Annotated in this window: 19 protein-coding genes; 8 read left to right on the top strand and 11 right to left on the bottom strand. The window is 55.5% G+C overall.

All coding sequences use genetic code 11. The features are described 5' to 3' along the window. Positions 1–17 precede the first annotated feature (17 nt). The 8 genes from ABVS15_RS08710 to rpmH form a co-directional block, all read right to left on the bottom strand. Positions 18–1,217, bottom strand: coding sequence for an ABC transporter permease (locus tag ABVS15_RS08710; RefSeq protein WP_369283342.1), 1,200 nt, complete (start codon positions 1,215–1,217; stop codon positions 18–20). Beyond that, positions 1,214–1,951 (bottom strand): ABC transporter ATP-binding protein, encoded by a 738-nt coding sequence (locus ABVS15_RS08705; RefSeq protein WP_369283341.1) that lies wholly within the window; start codon positions 1,949–1,951, stop codon positions 1,214–1,216. Before ABVS15_RS08705 ends, ABVS15_RS08710 begins: the two co-directional genes overlap by 4 nt. Further along, positions 1,948–3,660 (bottom strand): efflux RND transporter periplasmic adaptor subunit, encoded by a 1,713-nt coding sequence (locus ABVS15_RS08700; RefSeq protein ID WP_369283340.1) that lies wholly within the window; start codon positions 3,658–3,660, stop codon positions 1,948–1,950. Before ABVS15_RS08700 ends, ABVS15_RS08705 begins: the two co-directional genes overlap by 4 nt. Before the next feature lie 343 nt (positions 3,661–4,003). Continuing rightward, positions 4,004–4,843, bottom strand: a complete 840-nt coding sequence (gene jag / locus ABVS15_RS08695) for an RNA-binding cell elongation regulator Jag/EloR (protein ID WP_369283339.1) — start codon at positions 4,841–4,843, stop codon at positions 4,004–4,006. 12 nt (positions 4,844–4,855) lie between these two features. Then, positions 4,856–6,007 (bottom strand): membrane protein insertase YidC, encoded by a 1,152-nt coding sequence (gene yidC / locus ABVS15_RS08690; protein ID WP_369283338.1) that lies wholly within the window; start codon positions 6,005–6,007, stop codon positions 4,856–4,858. A gap of 34 nt (positions 6,008–6,041) precedes the next feature. After that, positions 6,042–6,251, bottom strand: coding sequence for a membrane protein insertion efficiency factor YidD (gene yidD, locus ABVS15_RS08685; protein WP_369283337.1), 210 nt, complete (start codon positions 6,249–6,251; stop codon positions 6,042–6,044). After that, positions 6,248–6,595 carry a ribonuclease P protein component gene (rnpA, locus tag ABVS15_RS08680; RefSeq protein ID WP_369283336.1) on the bottom strand — a complete coding sequence of 116 codons (348 nt, stop codon included), beginning with the start codon at positions 6,593–6,595 and terminating at the stop codon, positions 6,248–6,250. Before rnpA ends, yidD begins: the two co-directional genes overlap by 4 nt. Before the next feature lie 136 nt (positions 6,596–6,731). Beyond that, positions 6,732–6,872, bottom strand: a complete 141-nt coding sequence (gene rpmH, locus ABVS15_RS08675) for a 50S ribosomal protein L34 (RefSeq protein WP_293009652.1) — start codon at positions 6,870–6,872, stop codon at positions 6,732–6,734. A 382-nt stretch (positions 6,873–7,254) separates the two neighbouring features. Between rpmH and dnaA the strand changes: the two genes are divergently transcribed. From dnaA to gyrA, 7 genes are all read left to right on the top strand, one after another. Continuing rightward, positions 7,255–8,568, top strand: a complete 1,314-nt coding sequence (gene dnaA, locus ABVS15_RS08670) for a chromosomal replication initiator protein DnaA (protein WP_369283335.1) — start codon at positions 7,255–7,257, stop codon at positions 8,566–8,568. Between the two features lie 284 nt (positions 8,569–8,852). Beyond that, the gene (gene dnaN, locus ABVS15_RS08665) at positions 8,853–9,965 is read left to right on the top strand and encodes a DNA polymerase III subunit beta (RefSeq protein WP_369283334.1); all 1,113 of its coding nucleotides are present in this window, start codon (positions 8,853–8,855) and stop codon (positions 9,963–9,965) included. A gap of 1 nt (position 9,966) precedes the next feature. Beyond that, positions 9,967–10,182 carry an RNA-binding S4 domain-containing protein gene (locus ABVS15_RS08660; protein WP_369283333.1) on the top strand — a complete coding sequence of 72 codons (216 nt, stop codon included), beginning with the start codon at positions 9,967–9,969 and terminating at the stop codon, positions 10,180–10,182. After that, positions 10,172–11,275, top strand: coding sequence for a DNA replication/repair protein RecF (gene recF / locus ABVS15_RS08655; protein WP_369283332.1), 1,104 nt, complete (start codon positions 10,172–10,174; stop codon positions 11,273–11,275). The genes ABVS15_RS08660 and recF overlap by 11 nt, the downstream gene beginning before the upstream one ends. Positions 11,276–11,358: 83 nt before the next feature. Further along, positions 11,359–11,625, top strand: a complete 267-nt coding sequence (remB, locus tag ABVS15_RS08650; protein WP_369283331.1) for an extracellular matrix regulator RemB — start codon at positions 11,359–11,361, stop codon at positions 11,623–11,625. 200 nt (positions 11,626–11,825) lie between these two features. Then, positions 11,826–13,778 (top strand): DNA topoisomerase (ATP-hydrolyzing) subunit B, encoded by a 1,953-nt coding sequence (gene gyrB / locus ABVS15_RS08645; protein ID WP_369283330.1) that lies wholly within the window; start codon positions 11,826–11,828, stop codon positions 13,776–13,778. A gap of 16 nt (positions 13,779–13,794) precedes the next feature. Further along, a complete protein-coding gene (gene gyrA / locus ABVS15_RS08640) occupies positions 13,795–16,395 on the top strand; it encodes a DNA gyrase subunit A (protein ID WP_369283329.1) in 2,601 nt (866 codons plus the stop codon). A gap of 225 nt (positions 16,396–16,620) precedes the next feature. Here gyrA and rnhA read toward each other — a convergent pair whose 3' ends face one another. Then, complete coding sequence (gene rnhA / locus ABVS15_RS08635) at positions 16,621–17,058, bottom strand: ribonuclease HI (RefSeq protein WP_369283328.1); 438 nt, start codon at positions 17,056–17,058, stop codon at positions 16,621–16,623. Positions 17,059–17,114: 56 nt separating this feature from the next. Further along, entirely contained in the window at positions 17,115–19,037 is a 1,923-nt protein-coding gene (locus ABVS15_RS08630; protein ID WP_369283327.1) for an NAD(+) synthase, read from the bottom strand. A 642-nt stretch (positions 19,038–19,679) separates the two neighbouring features. On the opposite strand from ABVS15_RS08630, the gene ABVS15_RS08625 reads away from it, so the two are divergent. Next, positions 19,680–21,044 (top strand): NCS2 family permease, encoded by a 1,365-nt coding sequence (locus ABVS15_RS08625; protein ID WP_369283326.1) that lies wholly within the window; start codon positions 19,680–19,682, stop codon positions 21,042–21,044. 144 nt (positions 21,045–21,188) lie between these two features. Here the strand turns inward: ABVS15_RS08625 and ABVS15_RS08620 are convergent, their stop codons facing one another. Continuing rightward, positions 21,189–24,680 carry an S-layer homology domain-containing protein gene (locus tag ABVS15_RS08620; protein WP_369283325.1) on the bottom strand — a complete coding sequence of 1,164 codons (3,492 nt, stop codon included), beginning with the start codon at positions 24,678–24,680 and terminating at the stop codon, positions 21,189–21,191. Positions 24,681–24,786: the final 106 nt, after the last annotated feature.

Here is a 24,786-nt window from a genome sequence, read left to right as displayed (position 1 = left end):
GGCCTGCCGCACCTCTGTCAGTCATAATGCAGCGCATCAATGGGATTCAGCCGCGCCGCCTTCTTTGCCGGCAAATATCCAAACACGATGCCAATAAATGTGGAAATTCCGAACGCACCCAGCACCGCGCCAATGGATGGGCTGACGGTCAGGTTTTCCTGCATCAGCGCCGTGACGACAACGGTGGCGATGGAAGAAAGTCCATATCCCACGGTGATACCCAGCACGCCGCCAAGCGCGGAGGTGGTGGCGGCCTCAATGACAAACTGCTGCATAATGTACCGCTCTTTGGCGCCCAGCGCCTTGCGAATGCCGATTTCCCGGGTCCGCTCCGTAACGGATACCAGCATGATATTCATAATTCCAATGCCGCCCACCACCAGAGAGATGGCGGCAATGCCCGCCAGAATCCCAATCATGACGTTAATCATGGCATTCATGGCGTCAAGCATCTCTGCCATGCTGATCACTCGATACGCGTCATCGTCGGAAAAAATATCGTAGAGATAATCCTCCACAATGGTGACACTGGCCGCGGCCTGCGTTTCGTCCACCACCGTAAGGGTATAGCTGGTGATTGTGCCGGTATAGGACATGCGCGCCGCAGTGGAATAGGGAAGGAACACGCAGTCGTCCGTTCCACCCTCCTCCATCTCATCGTCGGCTTCTTGGGTCATAACGCCCACAATCAAAAAGCTTCTTCCGCTCAGGCGGATGGTCTGGCCCACGGCATTGCCGCCGTAATAGGTGCTGTTGAGATAGTTTCCCACCACGCAGACATTTCTCCGCTTTGCCACATCCACGTACTGAAGACCCCGCCCGGAAGAAATCGTATAGCTCTTCATGTCAAAATATGCCTCGCTGACACCCGTAACCGACGTGGAGGAAGGGCTTTCCGTTCCGATTTTAACGGTGCCGGAAAAGCTGACCGTTGGGGAAATCTGGTCAAAATACTCGGGATTTTCCGCCACCAATGCATACATCTGCGTCTCGGAAACGCTGCGGGAGCTGCCCCGGCCCATAATGTTCACCGACACCGTATTGGTCCCCATGTCGGCAAATTGGTCACGCATGTACTTTTCCATGCCGTTTCCAAGACCCACAATCACAATCACAGCCGCAATGCCGATGATAATGCCCAGCATCGTCAAAAAGGTGCGCATCCTGTTGCCCTTGATGTTTTTAACGGCCAGCTGGAAGGCTTCTGTCAGTTTCATTGTCCGCCCCCCATTCCCGATAAGCCCGACGATACCACTGCTTCCGGCGCGTGGGAATCCCCGTCGTAAATGACCCGTCCGTCCTCCAGACGGATAATGCGCTGGGCCTGCACGGCGATGGAATTATCGTGGGTGATCAGGACCACGGTGTTTCCCGCCGCATGGAGCTGCTGCAAAAGCGTCAGCACATCCCTTCCGGTGTGAGAATCCAGCGCGCCGGTCGGCTCGTCGGCCAGAATCACCGCAGGCTCCCCCACCAACGCCCGGGCAATGGAAACACGCTGCTGCTGGCCTCCGGAAAGCTGGGCGGGTCTGTGGTTGATCTTGCTTCCAAGCCCCACCATCTCCAGCGCCACCTTGGCCCGTTCCCTCCGTTCTCCTCTGGGAACCCCGGCGTACATCATGGGAACCTCCACATTTTCCAGGAGCGTCAGCTTTGCCAGCAGATTGTATTGCTGAAAAATGAAGCCCAGCATCTTATTGCGGATTTCCGCCAGTTGGTCTTTATCCAGTGAGCCCACATCCCGGCCATCCAGCAAGTATTTACCGTCGGTTGGAACGTCCAGACATCCGATGATATTCATACAGGTGGATTTACCGGAGCCGGACTGGCCCACGATGGCCACAAACTCGCCTTTTTGAATTTGCATGGAAATGTGATCCGCCGCCCGGACAACGGAATCACCCATTTCATAAACCTTACATACATCCTGAAATTCAATCAGAGCGCTCATTCCATCGGTCCTCCGCCGCCGGGGCCGCCGCCGCTGGGACCGCCTCCGCCCCCGTTGGGACCTTCGCCGCCCATTTCTCCGCCGCCGCCCATCATCATCTCCATTCCGGAGGAGCTGCTGGAGACGGGCAAATAGGCTACCGTATCGCCCTCCTGAAGTCCGGAGGTAATTTCAATGTAATCGTCGTTACTGACGCCGGTTTCTACGGACACATAGACATAATTCTCAGGGGTTTTCTGCTCAATCGCGTTGGACGCACTGGGGGAATCGGCGGTAATCAGCACCTGATTGCCCCGCTCCAACGCCGCGCTGGGAATAGAAAGTGCGTTGTCATTTTCCTCGAGTACGATTTCTGCGTCCACGTTCATTCCCGGCCAAAGGTCGCCGTAATCGTCGATCCGGACGGTGACGGGATAGGTGGTGGCGCTGTTGCTGGTGGTTCCCGCCATGGAAATCTTCGTCACCTGCCCGATAAAGGTTTCACCCTCCACGGCGTCCGCCGTAATGGTAACATTTTGCCCCACCGTTACCTGCGTGATATCCAGCTCATCCACACTGAGCGTCATTTCAAGATAGCTCAGATCGTAGATAATGCAAAGCGTATTTCCGGATTCCACCTTTTCACCGGCCTTGATTTGTTTATCCACAATGGTTCCGTCGATGGGGGAAGTAATCGTGTAATCCTCCAACTGCTTTTGGGAGGTTTCCATACTCAGCTCGGCGCTTTTCAGAGTGTCCTCCGCAGACTGAACGGAATCGTTGGCCGCGTTGGCCGCAAAGGTCACAATAGCCTGCCCGGCGGATACCGTTCCGCCCTCTTTCACATTGATGGCAGCCACGGTGCCGCCGGAGGAGGCGACCACATCCTCCGCCGCCCGATACTCCAAGGTGGCGTTTTCACTGGAGCCGCTGCCGTTAATGGTGGCAGTGGCGGCCTGCGTGTCGGTCAGCCCACCGGGATTTTTTACGGAGATTGTCACGCTGCGTACAATGCGGTTTCCGGTAAGTACTGTGTCAGCTCCCGAAATTGCGGTGACTGTCCCGGAAAGCGTCTCAAAGGAGCCGTCCAGCACCACCGACGCGCTCTGCCCCACATAAAAGCTCTTCGCATCATCCGATGCAAAATGCACCTTCAGCGTCATAGAGGAATTGTCCCGCACAGTGGCCACCGTCTGCCCGGCTTTTACCACATCGCCAGTTTTCACATCCAACGACGCCACGGTTCCCGATACGGGAGACTGCGCATAGGCCGCCTTTTCATAGCTGCGCTGGGCCTGATTCAGCGATAGCTGGGATTTTTCCAGATTACTGCTGACATCGGAGCTGTCCAGCTCATAGAGAACGGTCTCCTTAGTGACCGTATCCCCCTCTTCAAAATCCGCAGATAAAATTTCGCCTTCCTTTAACGTGGTGACGGTATAGGCGTTGGCAGGCTGGAGCGTGCCGGTCCCGCTGAGCGCCTGCGTAATCGCGCGATAGGACACGGCCTCTTCCGTATAAGTAATCGCGGCGGCGGCCTTATTCTTGCCGAATCCCCGCAACACCGCAGACACCACCAATACCAGCACAACGGCCAGAATCAGCCACTTGCGCAGCTTCTTCCGGCCCCACAGACCCTTCAGTTTTCCAATCACTCCAAGCCCCCTTTTTTTCGCCGGACGTTCGTCCAGCCCCTGTACCTCTTCGGTCTTCTGCAATTCTTCTTTCATACGATTCCTCATTTCCTTACATAAGCCTCGTATTTGGCCCTGCGCCGGGTTATGTGTTTATCAAACATTTTCCATGATTCACCTTGAACAAAGCTTGAAACCCACACCGTATCAGGAATTCTTTTTTAACTGGCCAAACGCAACTGTTTTTATTGTATTATAACAATAGTACAAAATTTCAAAAAGTCAAGTCTTTTGTGTGAATTTTACACCTTTTTAGTGGGATCAACATACAATGAATCCTTCTTCTCCAAAAATTTATTCCAGACAGCAAAAAAGGACGGCGGGGTGTTTACCCGCCGTCCTTTTTCCGTATTCAGCTGATTGCTCTCAGATCATTCCTTCATCGCACGTAGGACACCACAACCCGCCGGTTGGGGTCGGCTCCGATGGAGCCGGTGGCCACGTTGGGTTCATCCTGCAAGGCGGCGTGAATGATATGGCGCTCATAGGCGTTCATAGGCTCCAGCGTCACGCTGCGGCGGTACTTAACCACCTTGGCGGCCACCTTGCGGGCCAAATGGTCTAGGCTTTCCTCCCGCTTGGCGCGGTAGTTCTCCGCATCCACGGCCACCCGTACCCGGCCCGTACCGGCGCGGTTCACGCAATAGCCGGTAAGCTGCTGAATCGCATCCAGCGTCTCCCCCCGGCGGCCGATAATCTGCCCCATGCCGGGGCCCTCCAGAATCACCTGATACCGGCCCTTTTCAGGAAGGTACACGCGAATCTGCGCCTCCACTTCCATTTTCTCCAGAAGCCCGGAGAGGAACGCGTGGATGGCCTCCGCCTTTTCATCCTGTATCTCCTCGCCTAAGCGCGTTGGCACATGTGCAGCCGGCGCAGACCGCTCTTCCTTCGCGGCAGGCTCGCGGGTCTTTTGTACAGGCTCTGCGGCGGGCTTCTCCACCCGGGGTGCGGGTTTCACTGCGGGTTTCGCGGAGGGCTTGGGGACAGGACTGCTTTCTGCCTTTGGCTTGGCGGGGGCAATCTCCGGGGCTGCGGGCTTTTCCTCTTCCCCGTAGGTCACACGAACCTTCGCCGGTGTGCTGCCAAGGCCCAAAAAGCCGGTTTTGGCCCGCTCCAGAATTTCAACGGACACGTCGTCCCGTTCCATGTTCAGCTGTGAAAGGGCGCGGGCAATGGCTTCCTCCTCCGTCTTGCCCGTTACGTCAATATAACTCATGGCAAAAGCTCCTTATTTCTCGTTGGAATCGCCGTACCGACTCTCCTGATAGGCGCGGCCGCGGGCATAAGGACGGTCGCCCAGGCGGCCGTTTTCATTGGTGCTGGCTTTTTTGGGCTTATTGCTCTTGGCCTCCTGCGCGGCCTTACGCTTTTCCTTCAGGGACGGCTTCAGGGCCTGCTGCTGGCGCAGTTCTTCCTGCTTGCCCTTGGCCTCCTCCTGACGGCGGCGGCGGTCGGCCTCAATGGCCTCCTGCCGTTGATTTTCCTCTTCTTCGATCTTCTTGTTATAGAACTTGCCCATAAACCATTCCTGCACCGCGGAGAAAGCGCTCTGGGCAATCCAGTACACACACAATGCGGCGGGCAGGGTAAAGCCGATCCACAGAGACATCAGCGGCATCATCCACAGCATCGTCTTCATCTGCCGGGCAGCAGGGCTGCTCTTATCCTGTCCTGCCATAGACGCCATGCTCATCAAAAAGCTGAGTCCGGCGGAAATCACAGGCATCAGAATCACGCCGATGTTGGCCCAGGTAAAGGTAAACGCCTGAAGCACATTGCTGGGCAGAACCGACAGGTCCATCCCCAGGAAGCTGTAATTCACGCTGATCCAGCCGGGGATGCTGGCGGCAAATTCGGGAAGCTGGGTGTTGATGGCATTGACCATCATAATCTGCCCGAAAGCGGTGACCTGCAAGGCCCCATCCTTGGCGGTGGTGGCAATGTCGGCAATATTCACGCCGGCGGATTGCAGGGCGGAAAGCGCCGAATCCACCACGCTTGCGTCCAGCATCATGAAATGGGTGATGGGCTGGCGGATAATGGCGTACAGCGCGATGAGGAAGAACATGGGCAGCATGCTCCACAGGCAGCCGCTCATGGGACTTACACCCTGTTCGGCATACAGCTTCTGTGTCTCCTCCTGCTGTTTCGCGGGGTTATTGGCGTATTTTTTCTGAATCTCCTTCATTTTTCCGCTCATGCGGTTCATGCGGACCATGCTCTTTTTGCTCTTCATCTGGAAAGGCAGCAGCACCAGCTTGATCACCAGCGTGAAGAAAATCAGGGACAGACCATAGGAGCCGGTCATATTGTAAAACAACCGCAAAAGAGCGGCAAACGGGATACAGACGTAATATCCCATGGTTCCTAAAAATCCCATTGGAAGACTCCTTTGTGTACAAATCTCGCTACGCTCAGGGCACGGGGTCGTAGCCCCCCTTGTGGAACGGGTTGCAGCGGAGAACGCGGCGCACAGCCAAATACCCGCCCTTCAGCGCGCCATATTTTTCAATGGCCTCCAGCGCGTATTGGGAGCAGGTTGGGTAAAACCGACAGCAGGGCGGGCGAAGCGGTGAGATTGCCCTTCGGTAAAATCTCACCAATGCCAACATGATTCGTTTCACCCAAGTGCCTCCTCCAAAAGCCCCAGCTTTCCCGTAAGCTTTAAAAAGCTGGCGTTCAGCTCTATCCAGGGCATATTGACCGCCCGGTGGCGTGCCACCAGAACCATGTCGTAGCCCTGACGCATCAGGTGCTGGTTCAGCCGATAGGTCTCCCGCAGCCTGCGGCGCGCACGGTTGCGCACCACCGCATTTCCAAGCTTGGTGGATACGGTAACGCCCAGCCGGTTGTGCCCCAGCCGGTTTTTTCGGCAGTAAATCACAAGCCCGCTTCCGGCGGCGGAAGCACCCTTGCCGTACAGGCGGCGAAACTCATGATTTTTTTTCAGCGTAACGGCTTTTTTCATGCATTCTCCTGTTCGTTTCCGGTGACCGAGGATCTGCCGACCATGCCAATAAGGGACGGAGGAAAACCGGTTTCCTGCCGTCCCTGTCTATTTTGTTCAGCAGGTCCTCCGCGAGAAAAACCCCGCGCGCAGCATCTTAGTAGCTGAGCTGAGCACGGCCCTTGGCGCGGCGGCGGGCAAGAACCTTGCGGCCGTTGGCGGTGGCCATCCGCTTGCGGAAGCCGTGGACCTTCTGTCCGTGGCGCTTCTTGGGCTGATAGGTACGTTTTGTCGCCATGTTGAGACACCTCCTGTACTGAAATCTTTTCCGGCCGCCTATGATGGCGGCTCTTACTCGACACGGCGCTCGCGCCGCGCAGTAAACAAATAAAAAACGCAAATCCAGCGCACGGAACAGTATACATGGAAATCAAAATACTGTCAATAAAAACTTGTAAACGCCGAATTTTTCAGGCAAATTGCCTTTTTTTGAGAACCTGACGGAAAAAACCACAAGATGTCCGTTTTTTGCCGTCGCTTTTTCCAGATATTGTGCTTTTACTTTCTATTTTTTCAATTCTTATTTATTAGAATAAGTGTTGTTTTTTTTCACGTTTTTTGGTATAATCAATGGGTATATGATTTCCCCTGCTCGCAGGGAAAGAGAGGTGTCTTTACTTTTGAATTCCGTAGCCGACGTCTGGACAAACGTCCTCACTCAGTTAAAACGCGACCTCTCGGAGACGACCATTGCCACCTGGTTTGACGAACTGGAAGCCGTGGATCTCCGGGATGGCGTTTTTTATCTGCACTGTCCCAACGACTTCAAGAAAAATTACATTGAGAGCCTGTTCATAAAAAACATCAAGGCGGCCCTTCACGATATCTTTTCCACCGATTTTGAGGTAACCGTCCTCACCGCCGAGGAATATGCCGTTTTTTCAGGCACCGCCCAGAAGAAAAAGTCGGAGGCATTTACCTCCGACGAATTTACCTTTGAGCGCTTTGTGGTAGGCTCCAGTAATAAGCTGGCCCACGCGGCCTGCATCTCCGTGGCGGAGCACCCGGCAAAAAACTACAATCCTCTGCTGATTTACGGGGATTCCGGCCTTGGAAAAACCCACCTGATTTACTCCATTGCCCACGTCATCAAAAAAGATGACCCCAACGCAAAAATCGCCTATGTAAAAGGCGACGACTTGACCAACGAGCTGGTGGAGGCCATTCAGGGAGGAAAAACCGCCGAAATGCGGGAGAAATACCGCAAGGCAGACCTGTTTCTGGTGGATGACGTGCAGTTCATCGCCGGGCGCAAGCAGACGCAGGAGGAATTTTTCCACACCTTCAACAATCTTTACGAATCCGGCAAGCAAATCGTGCTCACCTCCGACCGTCCCCCCTCCGAAATGATGCAGCTCGAAGACCGGCTGCGCACGCGGTTTGAATGGGGCCTTCTGGTAGACGTGGCCCCGCCGGACTATGAGACCCGCATGGCCATCATCAAAAACAAGGCTGCTTTGCTTGGCATGGAAATTCCCAACAAGGTGGCCGCCTACATCGCCGAACGCGTCACTTCCAACGTCCGGCAGCTGGAGGGCACCATTAACAAGCTTCTCGCCTATAAGGACCTTTTGGGGGACGACGTGGACGAGGATCTGGTGAAGCGGGCCATTCAGGATATTCTCCGCCGGGGAGAGAATCTTCCCACCTCGGATTCTATCGTGGAGTTTGTCTCCAAATATTACGGCGTTTCCGCCGAGGTCATTCGGGGGCAGCAGCGGGTGCGGGAGGCTGTGGCCGCCCGGCAGGTTGCCATGTACCTGATTCGCAGCATGACGAACCTCTCCAGCGACGACATCGGCAAGTTTTTTGGAAACCGGGACCACTCCACCGTACTTTACTCCATTGAGAAAGTAGAGCGGCAAATGAAGTCCGACGCAGGCTTTGCCGAGGCAGTGAAAGAAATCAAAACCAATATCAGTTCCAAGCACTGAGTTTTCCCCACTTTTCCTGTGGAAAAGGAAAACAGTATTGTGGAAAACCAGGGTCTTTATATCCATTGTGGAAAAACACCCCTGTTTTTCCAGCCTGCGTCCATAAAAACTTTTCCTGTGCTGACAGGGATTTCCGCACTTTTCCACCGTTTTTGTCCCTCTACTATGACTATCACTAAAAAATATATCTTTCTTTTCTAAAAGAACGCAAAACCACAAACTTTCCCTTTGTCCCCCGGCTTTCATCAAAAAAAGAAAAGCTTCCACAGAAAGGAAAAAAGCCTATGAAATTCTCCTGTGAAAAAGCACTGCTGCAAAGCGCGGTAGCCGTGGCTTCCCGCGCAGTGTCCCAGAAAAGCTCTATTCCCGCGCTGGAGGGTCTTCTGCTTCGCGCCAGCGAAACAGTGACAGTTTCCGGCTACAACATGCAGACCGGTATTCGTACCATTCTTTCCGCCGATGTGACAGAGCCCGGCGAATTAGTATTAAATGCACGCCTGTTCGGCGATATCATCCGGAGGATGCCGGACGACATGATTACTTTTTCTTCCGATGACAGACTGACGGTTCGCCTTCAGTGCGGAGACGCGGACTTTAACATCATGGGCCTCAGCGCGGCAGACTACCCTGATCTTCCAGAGGTGGAGGACGAATATTCCGTATCTATCCAGCAGAAAACCCTGCGCTCCATGATTGAACAGACGCTGTTTGCCGTCTCCACCAATGAAAGCCGCCCTGTCCACACCGGATCCCTGTTTGAAATCGGCGAAGACGGACTGACTGTCGTGTCTGTAGACGGGTTCCGCCTTGCCATCCGTAAAGAACCCTTAGAGCGGGTCAACGGCGGGTATTTCTCCTTTGTGGCTCCCGGATCCGCACTGAACGAGATTGAAAAAATCTGTGGCGACGTAGAGGATACGGCGGCAATTACCTTGGGGAAACGCCACATTTTATTTGAAGTGGGCGATACGCAGCTCATCTGCCGCCGTTTGGAAGGGGATTTTCTGGACTACAAGAGCGCTGTGCCCCGGAAAAACCCAATTTCAGTAGTGGCGGACACCAAGGAGCTGATTCAGAGCATCGACCGGGTCAGCGTGGTGATTTCCGAAAAGCTGAAAAGCCCTGTACGGTGCCTGTTCGACAAGGACCGGGTGGTTCTCTCCGCCAAAACCGCCAATGGCGAGGCCAAGGACGTCTGCCGCGTGGCGGGTGACGGCGGAGAGCTGGAAATCGGCTTTAACAACCGTTATTTAATGGAAGCTCTGCGCTATGCCCCTGCTGATACGGTGAAAATTGAACTGAACACCGGCGTTTCCCCCGCTGTCATCGTCCCTACGGAGGGCGAGGAGAATTTTCTTTATATGGTGCTGCCCGTGCGGCTGAAAGCGCAGGATTAAAATGAAGTCTGTTACCATTACGACGGAATATGTAAAACTTCAGGACCTTTTAAAGCTGGCAAATCTGGTGTACTCCGGCGGAGAAGCCAAGGAGCGCATTCAGGGCGGCGAGGTCATGGTGAACGGTGAAACCTGCACCCAGCGGGGCAAAAAGCTGCGTCCCGGCGACGTGGCCCAGTTGGATGGGCAGGAGTGTACTCCGGTCTATGCGCATTGACGGACTGTTTCTGGAGAATTTCCGCAATTATACCCGACAGGAGCTGTCTTTTGACCCGGACTGCAACGTGATTTTCGGTGACAACGCTCAGGGAAAGACCAATCTGCTGGAGGCTGTCCAATATCTTTCCTGCGGCGGGTCAGACCGGGCGAAAAGCGACCGGGAGTTGATTGGCTTTTCAGCGGAAAGCGCTATTTTGTCCGGCAACGTTTATTCAAGGGAGCGGGAATTTGTCCTGCGGGCAGAGCTGTATCGGGCAAAACGAAGAAAGCTCTGGGTAAATAAGGTTCCCGCCAAAACGGCGGCGGAGCTTTCCGGCGTTTTGCAAACCGTGTTTTTCTGTCCGGAGGATTTACTGCTGATTCGGGACGGGGCAGCGGCGCGGCGGCGGTTTCTGGACAATGCCCTGTGCCAGCTTCGCCCCCGGTATGCCTCCGCCCTCGCGTCTTATCGCCGAGCATATGCCCACAAGACCCGGATTCTGCGGGACTGTGATCAGCAGCCCGGCCTTTTGCAGATGCTGCCGGAATTTAACGAGCGGCTGGTGCAGTGCGGGGCGGTGCTGATTCACTATCGGGCGCAGTTTGTAGAAAAGCTGGCGGCCACGGCCGCCGCAAACCATGCGGACTGCTCCGGCGGAAAGGAACACCTGTCCGTCTCCTATAAAACCGTTTCCTCTGTAGAGGACCCCTTAGTGGAGCCTGCAATTTTGGCGCGGCAGCTTAGGTCCCATATGGAAAGTCACAAATGCGCGGAGCTTGGTTCCCGGCTGTGCCTGTCGGGGCCTCATAAGGACGATCTTGTGGTGGAAATCGACGGGAGGGACGCGAAAACCTATTGTTCGCAGGGACAGACCCGCACGGCGGCTTTGAGTTTAAAGCTGGCGGAACGGGAGATTTACAAAAATGCGTCTGGGGAGGCCCCTGTTCTGCTGCTGGACGATGTGCTCTCCGAGTTGGACCCCCGGCGGCAGGAATTTGTGCTGAACCGTATCGCGGGGGGACAGGTATTTATCACCTGCTGCGAAGATGACCGGCTTCCTGTGCTTTTGGGCGGAAAGGTGTTTCATGTGGCAAACGGTCGGGCGGAGTAAACCGCCTGCTCCCGTAATGTTTCACGTGAAACTTAAAGGGAAATGCGTGCTTTGGGTGTTTGGAAGAAAAAGGAGGATGGACCTTGTATCTTTATATCGGTCAGAATGAAATTGTCCCCGAAAACCGGGTGGTGGGCATTTTTGATCTGGACAAATGCAGCTACGGAAAAAGGACCCGGGAATACCTTGCAAAGGCGGAGAGCGAGGGCGTGGTTCTGGACGTTTCCGGGGCTTTGCCAAAATCCTTTGTGGTGTGCGACCATCCCTATCATCCGCAGATTGTATATCTCTCTCAGCTTGGCCCTGCCACGCTGCAAAAGCGGGCGGAGAGTCTGGAGCTGGAGCTGTGAGCAGTTCCAATGGAGAGTTTATATAAGATTTTAGAGAGCCGTTTTTTAAACTGGCCTTTTCTGAAAATACACAGTAATGCGGGGGCGGTTTTTGAGCAGGTTTTGAGCGCGATAAAAATTGACACAGGGGCGGGGAGAAGCGGGCCTGCAAAATGGCGGACCCGGCTCTGCTTGCCCTGTTATACGGAAGGAGAAACCAAATGGCAGAAAATGAGACACTGAATCCCACCACAGTGGGCGCGGAAAATGAATATGACGCATCCGAAATTCAGGTGCTGGAGGGGCTGGAGGCCGTTCGTAAGCGGCCCGGTATGTATATCGGGTCCACGTCCTCCTCGGGCCTGCATCATCTGGTGTATGAGATTGTGGATAACGCCATCGATGAGGCGCTTGCCGGCTGCTGTACAGATATTCTGGTGCAGATCAACGCCGACGGGACCATCACGGTGGTCGACAACGGACGGGGTATCCCCGTGGATATTCAGGCCCAGACGGGAAAGCCCGCGCTGGAAGTGGTTTACACCGTGCTTCACGCAGGCGGAAAGTTCGGCGGCGGGGGCTATAAGGTTTCCGGCGGATTGCACGGCGTTGGCGCCAGCGTGGTGAACGCGCTGTCCGAATGGCTGGTGGTGCAGGTCCACCGGGACGGAAAAATTTATGAAATGCACTTTGCCCGTGGTGAGATTACCAAAAAGATGGAAGTGGTGGGCACCACCGACCACACCGGCACCACTGTCACCTTTAAGCCTGACCCTGAAATGTTCCGTGATACCACGGAGTACGAGTATGACATTCTGCATACCCATATGCGGGAGCAGGCGTTTTTAAATGCGGGCCTGAAAATTAAGGTGGCGGATTTGCGGGAGGGCCGGGAGCAGGCCGACGAAATGTATTATGCCGGCGGTATCCGGGAGTTTGTCACGTTTCTGAACCGCACCAAGGACCCCATCCACTCCGACGTGATTTATATGTGCGGGAGCAAGGACGACTCCATGGCGGAAATTGCCCTGCAATATCACGATGGGTATAACGAAACCATGCTTTCCTTCGCCAACAATATTCATACGCCCGAGGGCGGCATGCACGAGGAGGGCTTCAAGCGCGCCCTTACCAACGTGCTGAACAACTACGGGAAGAAAATCGGCATGCTGAAGGAGGGCGACAAGGTTTCCGGCGAGGACTGCCGGGAGGGCCTTACCTGCATTATTTCCGTAAAACTGACTGATGCCCAGTTTGAGGGCCAGACCAAGGCAAAGCTTGGCAACAGCGAAATCCGCACGCTGGTGAATGGAATTGTCTCCGCGAAGCTTGAAACCTATCTGGAGGAAAATCCTCAGGTGGGACGCATGATTCTGGATAAATCCCTCACCGCAAACCGCGCGCGGGAGGCCGCCCGGAAGGCGCGGGAGTCCATCCGCCGGAAAACGGCGCTGGGCGGCGCGGCTATGCCCGACAAGCTGCGGGATTGCAACGAGGCCAACCCGGAGCTCACCGAGCTCTACATCGTCGAGGGTGACTCCGCAGGCGGTTCCGCCACACAGGGACGGGACTCCCGCTTTCAGGCGATTCTTCCCCTGTGGGGCAAGATGCTGAACGTGGAGAAGGCCCGGGCGGATAAGGTGTATGGCAACGACAAGCTCCAGCCCGTGATTACGGCGCTGGGGGCGGGCATCGGAGAGGAATTTGACGTCTCCCGTCTGCGCTATCACAAAATCGTCATCATGGCGGATGCGGACGTGGACGGTTCCCACATCCGCACGCTGCTGCTGACCTTCTTCTTCCGCTTCATGCGGCCGCTGGTGGAGCAGGGGTATGTTTACGCCGCTGTCCCTCCCCTCTTTAAGCTGAGCCGGGGAAAGACCTCCCGGGTGGCTTATACGGAGGAGGAGAGCCGCGTGATCTCCACAGAGCTGAAGCAGGATAATCCCAACGCGAAGGTGGACATCAGCCGCTATAAGGGCCTTGGCGAGATGAACCCACACGAGCTGTGGGAAACCACCATGGACCCGGAAAAGCGGACTCTGCGCCGTATTACTTTGGACGATGCGGTGGCCGCCGACGAGACGTTCTCCATTTTGATGGGTGAAAAGGTGGAGCCGCGGAAGGAATTTATCGAGAAGAACGCGAAATACGCGGTCAATCTGGATTATTAAGAGAGGAGAACCGAACATGAGTAAGAAACCGCAGTACGATCCCGAGGAGATTCGGTTCCCCAACCAAAAAATCGAGCAGTCCCCTCTGGTCACGGAAATGCAGAAATCCTATATCGAATATGCCATGAGCGTCATTGTCGGTCGGGCGCTGCCCGACGTGCGGGACGGATTAAAGCCCGTCCACCGCCGGATTTTGTACGCCATGTACGAGGACGGCCTGACCTTTGAAAAGGCCTTCCGCAAGTGCGCCACCGCCGTTGGCGACGTGCTGGGCCGGTACCACCCCCACGGAGACGCGTCGGTGTACGACGCGCTGGTGCGCTTGGCACAGGACTTTTCCATGCGCTATATGCTGGTGGACGGACACGGAAACTTTGGTTCCGTGGACGGAGACCCCCCGGCTGCATACCGATACACCGAGGCCCGCCTCTCTAAAATTTCCGAAGAAATGCTTCGGGACATTGAAAAAGATACGGTAGACTGGTCCCCCAACTTTGACGAGACGAGAAAAGAACCCAAGGTCCTCCCCTCTCGTTTCCCCAATCTGCTGGTCAACGGCTCCAGCGGCATCGCCGTGGGCATGGCCACCAATATCCCGCCCCACAACCTGCGGGAGGTCATTGGCGCTTGCATCCATGTGCTGGACGACCCGGAGGCCCAGCTTGCCGACCTGATGCAGTATGTCAAGGGTCCCGATTTCCCCACGAAGGGCGTGATTATGGGCCGCAGCGGCATTCGCGCGGCATACGCCACCGGCCGGGGCCGGGTGGTCATTCGCGCCCGGACGGAGTTTGAGGAGTTTGGCAAGGACCGCACTCGGATTGTGGTGACAGAGATTCCCTATCAGGTCAACAAGCGGATGCTGATTAAGAATATGGCCGATCAGGTAGAGGATAAGCGGCTGGAGGGCATTTCGGATATCCGGGACGAGTCGGACCGGAACGGCATGCGCATCGTGATTGAGCTGAAGCGGGACGCAAACCCGCAGGTAGTACTCAACCGCCTGTTCTCCCAGACCCAGCTTCAGTCCAGCTTTGCCATCAATATGCTGGCGCTGGTGGATAACCAGTCCCAGCCGAAAATTCTGTCCCTGCGGCACATTATTGACGAGTATCTCGCCTTTCAGGAGGATTTGATTGTCCGTCGGACGCGGTATGACCTGAAAAAAGCGCAGGAGCGTGCTCATTTGCTTGAGGGTCTGCTCATCGCCCAGGACCACATCGACGAAGTCATTAAGGTCATTCGCAGCAGTTATGACAACGCCAAGCAAAACTTGATGGAAAAATTCGGTCTGGACGAGATTCAGGCCCAGGCTATCTGCGAAATGCGTCTTATCTCCCTTCAGGGCCTGAACCGGGAAAAGCTCGAGGCGGAGTATAAGGAGCTGGAGGAGAGAATCCACTATTACGAGGACCTTCTTGCTTCCAACGAAAAAATCCGCGCCTTGCTGAAAGAGGAGTTGACCGCCATCGCCGAAAAATACGGCGACGACCGCAAGACCGAGATTCAGGACGTGGAGGACGAAATCGACATTGAGGACCTGATTGAAGAGGAAGAGTGCGTCTTTACTCTGACGGAAGCGGGCTATATCAAGCGGACCCCTGTCAGCGAATACACGGCGCAATCCAAGGGCGGTATGGGCAAAAAGGGCATCACCACCCGGGAAGAGGACGTGGTGGTGGACGTGTTCACTGCTTCCACCCACGACTATATCCTGTTCTTTACCGACACGGGAAAGGTCTATCGGAAAAAGGGTTATCAGATTGCAGAGTCCGGAAAAACCGCCAAGGGGACTAACCTCATCAACATTCTCCAGATTGAGCAGGGAGAGCGGGTGCAGGCCATGGTTCATACCCGGTCTTTGGAGGACACGGGCAGTTTCTTCTTCATGGTGACTCGGAACGGCACGGTGAAGCGCCTGCCGGTGGCCACCTTGAAAAACCTAAGGAACAACGGCATCCGCGCCCTGCGGATGGACGAGGGAGACGCGCTGATTACCGTCCGGGAGACGGACGGTACCAAGCGGATTCTGATTGCCACCCACGATGGGCAGGCAGTTTGCTTTGACGAGACGGACGTGCGCCCCATGGGTCGGGACGCCACAGGCGTCCGGGGCATCCGCCTGCGGGAGGGCGACTATGTGGTTGCTGCCGCCCGCGCGCTGGAGGGGAAAACGGTTCTTTCCATCACGGAAAATGGATACGGCAAGCGTACCCCCGTGGAGGACTACCGGATTACAAACCGCGGCGGCCTTGGCATCCGAAACTACATGGTGACGGAGAAAACTGGCCCCGTGGTAGGGATGAAGGTGGTGGACGGCAACGAGGATTTGCTGCTGGTCACCCAGAGCGGCATTCTCATCCGCACGGGGGTGGACAGCATCCGTATCGCCGGACGGTCCACCCAGGGTGTCATCGTCATGCGCTTTAAGGAAGACGGCGATCAGGTGATTTCCCTCGCCCTGACGGACAAGGAGGAGACTTCCGAAGAGATGACCGGGGAGCTTTCCGCCGGGGAAGGCCTGCCCGTTGAAGAGGAGATTTCCGAAGAAGCCGAAGCTGCTGCCGATGCAGAAGCTTTGACCGAAGACGGACCTTCTTCCGAAGAGACGGAATAATCTGAAAAAGAAAGGGCTTGCCCACAGGCAAGCCCTTTTTCCATGCATTGTGGAAAACTTTTTGGATTTTGCGCAGGTTCTTTCTGTAAAAAGCCGTTTTTAGAATAAAAAATCTTGGCTGTAAACAAAAAATAAGGATGAGAGGAATGAAACTCCTCTCATCCTTATTTTCATAGTGCTTTCAGGTCACAGGAGGATTCTTCAAATCCTCAAAATAAAACCTGCCTACTTGTATTTTCTGCTTTCCGCCACCGCCAGCTCGTCGCAGCGGTTGTTTTCTGGGGTGTCGGCGTGGCCTTTCACCCAGTGATAGCGGAGCGTGTGGGTTTCTGTCAGAGCCAGCAGCTTATCCCACAGGTCGGGGTTCAGAGCGGGCTTTTTGTCGGACTTTACCCAGCCCCGCTTTTTCCAGCCTTTTGCCCAGCCCTTTTCAAGTCCGTCAATCACGTATTTGGAATCGCTCCACAAATCGACGGTGCAAGGCTCTTTCAAAAACGACAGCGCTTCAATTACAGCCGTCAGCTCCATGCGGTTGTTGGTGGTGGCCGGCTCGCCGCCGGAAAGCTCCCTGCGGTGCTCTCCGTAGATCAAGACAGCCCCCCAGCCCCCCGGGCCGGGATTGCCGGAGCAGGCCCCGTCAGTATAGATCGTGACAGTTTTCATGAAAACTCCTTAAAGCTATTAAATCCGGGCCTTTTGCCCATTGCGCCGCTGGGCGCTTATTCCAGTGCGTCCAGCTCTGCTTGCCAAAGGGCGGCCTGCGCGTCGCTGGGCATTCGCCAGTCCCCCCGGGGGGATACCGCCACAGAGCCGACCTTCGGCCCGTCCGGCAGGCAGTTGCGCTTGAACTGCTGGGAGAAAAACCGCCGATAAAACACCCGCAGCCACTTCAAGATTACCGTACGGTCATACCGCTCGCTCCATGCGTACAGCGCCATACGGAAAATTTTCCCCGGATCAAAGCCCCAGCGCAGAAAGTAGTACAGGAAGAAGTCGTGCAGCTCGTAGGGCCCCACCAAATCCTCGGTCCGCTGGACAATGTCGCCCCGCACGGCGGGCAAGAGCTCCGGGGATACGGGCGTGTCCAGAATATCCTCCAAAACGCCGGTGAGGTCCCCGTCCTTGTCCTGATTATCCCGGGCGAGATAAGCCACCAGATGGCGCACCAGCGTCTTGGGAATGGAGGCATTGACGGCGTAGTTGCTCATGTGGTCACCGTTGTAGGTGCACCAGCCAAGGGCCAGCTCGCTTAAATCCCCGGTGCCGATGACAAGGCCCCCGGTCTGGTTGGCAATGTCCATCAAAACCTGCGTCCGCTCCCGGGCCTGTCCGTTTTCAAAGGTGACAGAGTGGTCGTTCATGTCCTGACCGATATCCCGGAAGTGGCTGCGAACGGTGGTGGAGATATCCACGGTTCTCAGCGTGGTCCCCAGCCGCTCCGCCAGGATCACCGCGTTGTTTTTCGTGCGGTCGGTGGTGCCGAAGCAGGGCATGGTCACCGTCACAATATCCGTCATGGGCCTGCCGAGCAAATTCATGGAAAGGGCGGCAATCAGCACCGCCAGCGTAGAATCTAGACCACCGGAAAGGCCCACCACGGCCGTTTTCGACCCCGTGTGCTCCAGCCGATGCTTTAAGCCCAAGGACGCGATTAAAAGAATTTCACGACAGCGAGCGTCCCGATCCTCCCGTCCCTCCGGAACGAAGGGCATGGGGGCCACGTAGCGGGTAAGCTTTGTGCGCTCTACCGTCAGGGAAAATGGGACTGTAACAGGAGAAGATGAAATAGGCCGCTCCGGCATGATCTGGGTCCGCCTCCGCTCATAGCACAGCCGCGCCACATCAATTTCAGAAATCAAAAGGCCGCCCTCAAACCGCTGCTCTGCCAGTAGGGTTCCGTTTTCCGCAATAAGCTGGTGTGCGCCGAACACGACATCGGAGGTGGACTCCCCCTCCCCCGCGCTGGCGTATACATAGCCGCACAAAAGCTTCGCCGACTGCATGGTCACAAGCTGGCGGCGGTATGCGTCCTTCCCCACCAAATCGTTGCTGGCGGACAGGTTGCCGATGATAGTGGCTCCCGTCTGCGCCATGGTCACGGAGGGAGAGCAGGGCGCCCACAAATCCTCGCAGATTTCAAAGCCCAGCGTCAGCTCTGGAATTTCCTCACAGGAAAAGAGAATTTCCGCGCCGAAGCAGACCTCGCTTCCGCACAGCCGCACCATATTCAGCGGCTCCCGGGGCGCGGGTGAAAACTGCCGCTTTTCGTAAAACTCCCCGTAATTGGGCAGGTGCGCTTTGGGCACGACCCCAAGAATCATTCCTTTTTGTATAATTACTGCGCAGTTATACAATCTGTTTTCGTTCCGGACCGGCAGGCCCACGGCCGTGACGACCTCCAGATTCCGGGTGGCCTCCAGCACGGTGGAAAGGGCCTGTTCCGCGCCCCGCAGCAGGGTTTCCTGATAAAAAAGGTCGCCGCAGGTATAACCCGTCAGACCCAGCTCCGGCAGAATCAGAACCTTCACCCCCGCCTGCTCCGCCTTGCGCATCAGGGTAAAGGTTTCCTCCGCATTGCGGGCGCAGTCCGCCAGATGAAGCCGGGGACTGCCGCAGGCGACAGAGATAAAACCGTCTTTCATGCAAAACGCCTCCCGAGTAAAAAATCTTGTTCTTATAGTATACCACGCCGGGACATTTCGCAATACGGAAAGTGTCGAAGGGCCCGTCGGCGTGCAGGAATCTTACAGGCGGCGCGGGATACAAAAGCGGTTCTTTGCCAGCCGCAGGGCCGCTTTAAAAAAAGCACGCAAAAAGGACCGCCGAAGCGGTCCCTTTTGCTGTGTGTGTTTTAGGAGGGAGAAAACGCATCGGGGTGGGAGTCCCCTTTGCTGATTCTTAAGATACCCGAAAAACATTGCGGAATTATGCATTTGATGTGAACAGTCTGTAAACAAACACGGGGTTTTATTCGACAGAAGTTATAAAGTTTAAAAAAACTTGTTGAAAAGGAGGTGCACAGATGCAAACTTATTTTAATATTTTTTGTGAAAACTTCCATGATAGACATTTATGTATAAAATGTTATACTGTATATTAGGCATTCTTATGTAATATGCTGTACTGTATGGAAAACCCTTGGTTTGTATCTTTGCGGCGCGGTTTTCAATTTTTCGCGAAGATAAGACCAATTGAGAAGCCGCCTGCACAGCGGGGGAAGGGGGGCCAAGACAGCGGGGGCCGTGTGACCAAAACAAGACCCTTACTATTTTAGGAGGTATCCAATGGACAAATTTTTTAAGATCACCGAGCGCGGGAGTACCGTCAGAACAGAGATTCTGGCGGGTATTACCACCTTTATCACCATGGCGTATATTCTTCCGGTAAACATGGGGATTTTGAGCCAGGCCGGACTGAATGAGGGGGGCGTTTTTCTGGCCACGGCTCTGTCTGCATGCATAGGAACCATGCTGATGGGTCTGTGGGCCGGAATGCCGTTTGCGCAGGCGCCGGGAATGGGCCTGAACGCATTCTTTACCTATACGGTGGTATTCGCCATGGGCTTCTCCCCGTCCTTTGCGCTGGCGGCGGTTTTGGTGGAGGGCTGCATTTTCCTGGTGCTCAGCCTTACAGGTATACGCTCCAAGCTGCTCACTGCGATTCCCAAGCAGCTTCGTCTGGCCATCTCGGCTGGTATCGGTCTTTTTATCATGTTCATCGGTTTCCAGAATTCCGGAATCATTGTGGGAGGCGCTACCCTCGTGGAGGTAAACCCGAACCTGACCCAGGCCGGCGTGTTTTTGGCGCTTGTCGGCATCGCCATTACGGTGATTCTGTGGATGAAAAAGGTGAAGGGTGCGCTGCTGATCGGCATTTTCCTCACCTGGTTCTTGGGTATGGCTGCTCAGGGAATCGGCTGGTATCAGGTAAATCCCGAAGCAGGCGCATATTCCCTGTTTCCCTCTGCCCTGATCAGCTTCACTTCCTTCTCGGGCCTTGCGGAAACCTTTGGCCTGTGCTTTTCCGGTCTGCGGGATGCTTTTGCCAGCGGCAAAAATATCACCCAGTTTATTATGGTTACGCTTACGTTCCTGTATGTGGACATCTTTGATACGCTTGGGACTTTCGCAGGTGTGGCTACCAAGGCAAAGATGATTGATGAAAACGGAAACTTCCCCGGTGTCAATCAGGCCTTTGCATCCGACGCCGTGGCTACCACGGTGGGCGCCATTCTGGGCACCTCTACCGTTACCACGTTTGTGGAAAGCGCCTCCGGTGTGGAGGAGGGCGGACGCACGGGCCTCACCGCCGTCACCACTGCCATTTTGTTCCTGCTGGCAGTTCCCTTCTTCCCTGTGATCGGCGCCATCCCCAGCTTTGCCACAGCCCCCGCGCTGGTGGTTGTGGGCATCATGATGTGCGAGCCCATGGAGGAGTTCGAGTGGTCCAAGGTGGAGGCGCTGGTTCCCGGCGTGTTTGCCATCATCTTCATGGTTGTGGGCTACTCCATCTCTGCGGGCATTATGTTCGGCATCCTGTTCTATCTGCTGGTGCGGGTCGTGCAGGGTAAGGCCAAGGAGCCCGGCATCGTGATGTGGGTGCTGGGTGCGCTGTTCCTGTTCAAGCTGTTTATTTTCCCGCTGCTTTAAGCAAAGCGGATAAACTTAAACCGCCTTTCTGGTATACAGGCTGTCTTATGACTGCCTGTATACCGGGGGACAAGACGGACTGAATACGAAAAGCAGAGGCGGGAACCAGTCATTGGTTCCCGCCTCTGCCTGATGCATTTTTGCCTAGTTTGTTATTCTCACGCCGCGCGCATCCACCTCAGCCCCATCAATGCTGGTGCTTTTGGCGAGAGAGCCGTCGAGGTAAAAGTAATACCAATTGCCGTCAATCTCCAGCCATTTCGCGGAAATCATGTTGCCGTGGGCGTCGAAATAATAGGTCCTGCTGGCGTCTCCGGGTTCATCCCGCCAGCCGGTAAACAGCCTGTTCCCGAAATAAAAGTGCCAGCTTCCGGAATTGTCCTGCACCCATCCGGTTTTCAGAGTGCCGTTGGGATTGAAATCATACTTCACACCGTCAATGCTCTGTGTACCTGTCAGCACCGTTCCGTCCTTGTAGTACAAATACTGCCCGACATCGTTCAGCGCCCAACCCTGCGCAGTGGCGGGATCAATGGTCAGCTTGATATACCTGTGGAGCATAGCGCTGACCCCGGCGCGAGTGGCGCTGGATTGAGGATGAAACCTGCTGGCGCTGTCGCCCATCAGGATGCCGGCCTGCTGCACCGCCGTGACCGCCGCTTTGTGGGCGCTGTCGATTTCGGACGCATCTGCAAAGACAGCGGTGGGGCGCGTCACAGGCAGCGTGTAACCGGTGACTTTTGCGTAATTTGCGAAAATCACCGCTATTTCCTCGCGGGTGACGGCGCGGCCGGGTTCAAACCTGCCTCTTTCGGTTCCCTGAAAAATTCCTTCACCGTATGCCCATTCAATATAGGGGCGGAACACGCTGGTCGCTTTTACATCGGAGAAGCGATTGGTGGTGTAAGCGTTCGTATCCACGCCCGCCAGCCTGCCCAGGGCTGTCACCAGCATTCCGCGGGTCATGGCAGCGTCGGGGGCGAAAGAGGTGTCCGAGGTTCCTCCGAACAGTCCGCGTCCTACCACATAGTCAATGGATTCCTTTGCCCAATGGCTGCTGATATCGGTGAATTTGGAGGACGGAGCCAAATAGCCCACGCCGTACACGGAGAAATGATTCGTGCTGAATCGCACGCTGCCGCTGCTTGCGTCATAGAAGGAATCGGGTATACGGCTAGGCTTTTCCGTTTCATCCACATGCACGGCATAGAGGTAGTCCGCCGTCTCATTTTTGCCCGGCGCAGAGGGAATGGACACAGAGGCGGAGCCGGTTCCAAGGCTTGAGATGTTTACGGGATTTCCGTCCTTCAGAGAGGTTATGGTAATGTCGAACGCATTGCGGACACCCTCAACTGTCACCGGCTTTATTGTAAGCGTCACAGTTCCCGTGCTGTGTGTTTGAAGCTCCGAAAGGGCCTGCTTGTCAAGTAGAAGAGAGATTGGTGCACCTGTGATTTCAAATTGTGTTGCCCCGGTGCTGACCAGCCGATTCAGAGCGGCACGCTCCAGCGTCAGGGTCAGCCCTGCGGCCGCAGGACTATCCAGAACAAGCTGCACGCCAATGCCGTAAGCGGTGCGATTCTGTGTCTTGGCTTCCGTCTGCGCTTTTTCAAGGGCTGCTTTTACAAGACTGTCGGTTACGGTGAAGGTTTTCTGCGTATTGGTTCCCGCCGTTTTGCCCGAAACGCGTCCAACCGTGGGACAGCCGGGCTGTGGAATGGGGAGAATCGTGACGGTGGGTGCAGGGCTGCTGATGAAGCTAACGCCTCCTCCTCCCCCGCTTCCTCCGCTCGTCCCTCCGGCGATACAGGTGATTTGCGTGGTTCCTCCGCTTACCGTATGATAGTTGTCGCTGTCTTCTGGGACAAAAAGCAACGCGTAGTCCCCGGTTTCTGTCGCTGCGGAATCGGGATGTTCCCATACGAAGGTACCTGAAACAGAGCCCTCCCCTCCGCTTAACGAAATATCCCGAAGCACCGTATTTATCGCCACGCTTTCCGTAACCGTGGGCCATGTTGTTACGGTGACCGCTGCCTTTGAAATTGTGAAATATACCGTTTTGCTGCCGCTGCGGCCGTTTTGCAGGCTTACTGTCACAGAAGCCTGCCCGGCATTGGTGTTCTCCGCATAGGAATAGGCAAAATCCGTGTCCTTTTCAAGTGGGTCACTAAGATACGTCACCTCCGGCTCCGGGGTAATCGGACTTCCTGTATAGGTGTACGTATCAGTGGACAGGTCCGCCACCGTCCAGTCGCCATCCGCAGATATTTTATTTCCATCGCCGTTATAGCTGCCCGCATGGGTCCCTGCGCCATCGCCGCTCACTTCGCAATCCTTGAAAGAAACAGAATCGGCGTTTGTGCCGCTGCCTGCAAACACCAGTTCTCCTCCTGTAACAGCTAAGCTACCGTTATCATTAGAGGAAATGCCCCCGCCCGAACCGATATCGGGTGCAAAATCGCCGCCTGTAACCGTCACTTTTGTGCCGTTGCCGCTGATAGTGACAGCAGCGCCGTCTCCCCCTCTACCATTGCCATATTCACCGCTGCCACCGCCGCCGATCCCCGCGCCACCGCCGCTGTTCACACTTCCGCTGCCGCCCGTGGCCGTCACGGTACCGCCGGTGATGTTGACTGTGCCGCCGTTTGCACCGGAAGCAGTATCATTGCCTTGCGCGGCGCCGCCTCCAATGCCTGCGCCGCCGTCTGTGCCTTGGGCAATCACTGTCCCTCCATGAATGGCAATTATTCCTCCATTCAACACTGCGGTTAAGGATTGCCGCTGCCCGCTGCCGATCCCCGCAGCGCCGCCGACGCCTGTGGCGTTGCCTGTGCCGCCCGTGGCCGTCACGGTGCCGCCGTTGACGGTGATAGTTCCGCCGCTATAGCGCCCGCCGATGCCGGGAGCATATTGCCCGCCCCTCGCTTGCACGATACCGCCGTTAATGGTAATGTCGCCGCCCTGATCATGTGGTCCGCTGCTGCCAATTCCTGCGCCGTTTCCTCCGCCGGAAGCTGAAATATTTCCGCCGTTGATGGTAATATTGCCGCATTTCGAGTTGCTTCCGCCAATGCCTGCGGCTTCGTTCGCGGCATTGGAAATCAAAATTCCCATTTCATTTTCATCTGTGGAATTCGCATAAATGGTCAGGCTGTTTCCCTCATTAACTGTGACACCCTCTACTTCAATGATTGAGCTATCGCTTAAAATTAAATGCACATCTCCCAAAACCGTAAGACTGCCGCTGATAATTACTTGGTTCTCCACATAATACCAGCTTTCAGTGTCAATGGAGCCTAAGCTTGCAGTGGACGATGTGACGGGTGTAGCTTCCGCAGTCTGGGGCTGCTCTGCTTCATCCAAATAGCTTACGTCCTCAGTCGTCATCAGGCCCATCAACTGCACGCTGCGTGCCATAGCAGCTCGTTTCATCGTCAAGGTGGTTGCAGACTGACCCGTGCCTTCACCCGGAGCATATCCCTCCGGCAGCGCTTTGGGGGCAGTAATGACAGGCCCAATTTTTTCGGCCGGCAGGTCTGCCGCCACGGCGGGAATTGCTGCGCCGCTGAAGGTCACTGCGACCAAAAGCAGGAGCGCCGGTATGCGCCGATACAACTTTTTACGTTCTTGGTTCAAGCTTCATTCCTCCTGTTTTACTGTCCCGCGCCGTTGCAGCGCAGCCAAGATTTTCTAAGCCGCCCCCACAGGGCACGCCGGAATGCCATTTTGCTTCCGCATTTCT

The sequence above is a fragment of the Oscillibacter sp. GMB15532 genome (genome assembly GCF_041020825.1).
Classification (GTDB): Bacteria; Bacillota; Clostridia; order Oscillospirales; family Oscillospiraceae; genus Oscillibacter.
The sequence above is the reverse complement of the archived record's forward strand: the minus strand, read 5'-3'. Positions and strand labels throughout refer to the sequence as shown.